The sequence below is a fragment of the Arcobacter caeni genome, from assembly GCF_003063245.1.
Classification (GTDB): Bacteria; Campylobacterota; Campylobacteria; order Campylobacterales; family Arcobacteraceae; genus Aliarcobacter; species Aliarcobacter caeni.
Map to the genome: position 1 here is coordinate 1 of NZ_MUXE01000035.1, position 1,874 is coordinate 1,874.

The 1,874-nt window shown below is 26.2% G+C and carries 6 protein-coding genes; all 6 read left to right on the forward strand.

Annotated elements, in window-relative coordinates; genetic code table 11:
- Positions 1 to 113 precede the first annotated feature (113 nt).
- The gene (locus B0174_RS11970) at positions 114 to 260 is read left to right on the forward strand and encodes a DUF2958 domain-containing protein (RefSeq protein ID WP_108561328.1); all 147 of its coding nucleotides are present in this window, start codon (positions 114 to 116) and stop codon (positions 258 to 260) included.
- A gap of 65 nt (positions 261 to 325) precedes the next feature.
- Positions 326 to 502 carry a hypothetical protein gene (locus tag B0174_RS12250; RefSeq protein ID WP_165790429.1) on the forward strand — a complete coding sequence of 59 codons (177 nt, stop codon included), beginning with the start codon at positions 326 to 328 and terminating at the stop codon, positions 500 to 502.
- A 1-nt stretch (position 503) separates the two neighbouring features.
- Positions 504 to 701 (forward strand): hypothetical protein, encoded by a 198-nt coding sequence (locus B0174_RS11975; RefSeq protein ID WP_108561331.1) that lies wholly within the window; start codon positions 504 to 506, stop codon positions 699 to 701.
- Between the two features lie 2 nt (positions 702 to 703).
- Complete coding sequence (locus tag B0174_RS11980; RefSeq protein WP_108561336.1) at positions 704 to 988, forward strand: immunoglobulin-like domain-containing protein; 285 nt, start codon at positions 704 to 706, stop codon at positions 986 to 988.
- A gap of 96 nt (positions 989 to 1,084) precedes the next feature.
- Complete coding sequence (locus tag B0174_RS11985; protein ID WP_108561339.1) at positions 1,085 to 1,312, forward strand: CopG family ribbon-helix-helix protein; 228 nt, start codon at positions 1,085 to 1,087, stop codon at positions 1,310 to 1,312.
- Entirely contained in the window at positions 1,313 to 1,564 is a 252-nt protein-coding gene (locus tag B0174_RS11990) for a type II toxin-antitoxin system RelE family toxin (protein WP_108561341.1), read from the forward strand.
- Positions 1,565 to 1,874: the final 310 nt, after the last annotated feature.

Here is a 1,874-nt window from a genome sequence, read left to right on the forward strand (position 1 = left end):
ATAATCAACTGTACTGTTGAATCCTTAAACTCTTGACTATATTTACTTTGTCTCATTTGCAACCTTTATTCATTTATTTTATCTCAGAATCTTTTAATTCTGAGTATGAATTTATGTTACCTCTCCAAGGACATTTCCCAGAATGGGGCTACTTCTGTCTAGCAGAACTACAAGAAGCAACAGGTCCATTAGGACTACATATAGAAAGAGATTTACACTTTAAAGAACAAGCCTTTGGAAAAATAAATGAATTACAATGAATTAGATTAAAAAATCAAAAATATAGAAAATTAGACCATAAAACAAAAATTACAGGAGAAAATAGATGAATAACTATAATCCAAGAGCAGAGTATTTCAACAGAAAAAACAAAACTCAAAGAAGCAATGATAGTAGAAGAGAAAATCATAAAAATACAAATAGCATAGGTGGTTGTAGGTGTAATTATATAATTAACACTACAACTGAACAAAAAGATACAAAAACAAGAAAAGAGAAATAAAATGAAGAAATTTGAAGAGTTAGATAAATCTTTGCAAAATCAAATAATTGATATTTGTAAAGATGACCCATACGGGTTAAACCCAGAATTTCTATATATAAATATATTTAACAGTACAGGAAATACTCAAACACTTTCAAAAGTGTTTGAAGTACCAGAAACACTAATAATAAAAATAAAAGAACAAGGAAAAAATTAAAAATGAAAACAATAAAAGAAGTAACAAATAATACAGCCATTCTTAGGTTTGTTGAACACAATAATAAAAAGTTCAAACTAACCTATGATAATAGAAATGGCACACCATTAGGCTTTGATTATAGATTCCAAGCTGAAATTCTAAAAGATGATGTTTGGAAAACAATAGCAGGGAAAAATGATATTGAATTTAAGGAAATATCATATGTAAGTGATAAACCTAGATTACTTGAAGATTCAAAAAGATTCTTTAAGATGATGGAGGAGCATATATCGCTTATGTATTAGAAAAAGATGGGAATTCCATCTTTTTTATTTTAAATATCTTAAATAAATCTAATATGTAGTACAATGTATTTACAAATATATACAAAGGTTTACAATATGAAAAAAGCCATTAACCTAAGAATAGATGAATCTTTACTTGAAGAACTTGATGTTTATGCAAAAGAATTGGATAGAACAAGAACATATCTTATTGAAAAAGCTGTAAGTAACTATTTTGACACACTTGATGAAATGATAAGTGATAAAAGAATTGATGATATAAAAGCTGGAAAATCAGAAATGTTTACTCTTAAAAATGTGGCAATTCAACTTGGTCTAAAATAGATGTTTAAAGTAATTATTCCAAAAATTGTTTTTAAAGAACTAGAAAAAATTGATAATACAGATAGACAATTAGTATTTGATAAATTAAAAGATTTAGAAAATGGTTACTTCGAAAATGATAAATCTTTACAAGGAAAACATAAAGGTAAATTTAGAAAAAGAGCTGGAAATTATAGAATTATTTATTTAAAAGAAAATGATATTTTACTTATTACTTTAGTTAGAATCGCCCATAGAAAAGAGGTTTATTAAAGAGAAAAGAATTTTTCTTTAAATCAAAGCCAAATAGTACTCAAATTTTGAACAGTCCATTTTATTGAAATCATATTAATTTTTTCTTGTTAAATATGGAAGTAATTGGAAATAATTTACTTTAAATGTCTCACAAGCATCAAGTGTATTAAAATAATACACTACCTGTTTTACATTTCTATTGGTAGTGTTCATCATTCTGTGTCAGCCTAGATAATTCCTAAAATTCTATCATAAATTTAAAGCATCATCAAGCCGTCCATCAAAGTGGATGGCTAGTTGTGAAATTGTTAAGCTCCAATTTCTTATT

What these genes read in the sequence shown, in the direction of transcription:
- B0174_RS11970 (WP_108561328.1), top strand. Translation starts at nt 114, where the DNA reads ATGTTACCTCTCCAAGGACATTTCCCAGAATGGGGCTACTTCTGTCTA.
- B0174_RS11975 (WP_108561331.1), top strand. Translation starts at nt 504, where the DNA reads ATGAAGAAATTTGAAGAGTTAGATAAATCTTTGCAAAATCAAATAATT.
- B0174_RS11980 (WP_108561336.1), top strand. Translation starts at nt 704, where the DNA reads ATGAAAACAATAAAAGAAGTAACAAATAATACAGCCATTCTTAGGTTT.
- B0174_RS11990 (WP_108561341.1), top strand. Translation starts at nt 1,313, where the DNA reads ATGTTTAAAGTAATTATTCCAAAAATTGTTTTTAAAGAACTAGAAAAA.
- B0174_RS12250 (WP_165790429.1), top strand. Translation starts at nt 326, where the DNA reads ATGAATAACTATAATCCAAGAGCAGAGTATTTCAACAGAAAAAACAAA.
- B0174_RS11985 (WP_108561339.1), top strand. Translation starts at nt 1,085, where the DNA reads ATGAAAAAAGCCATTAACCTAAGAATAGATGAATCTTTACTTGAAGAA.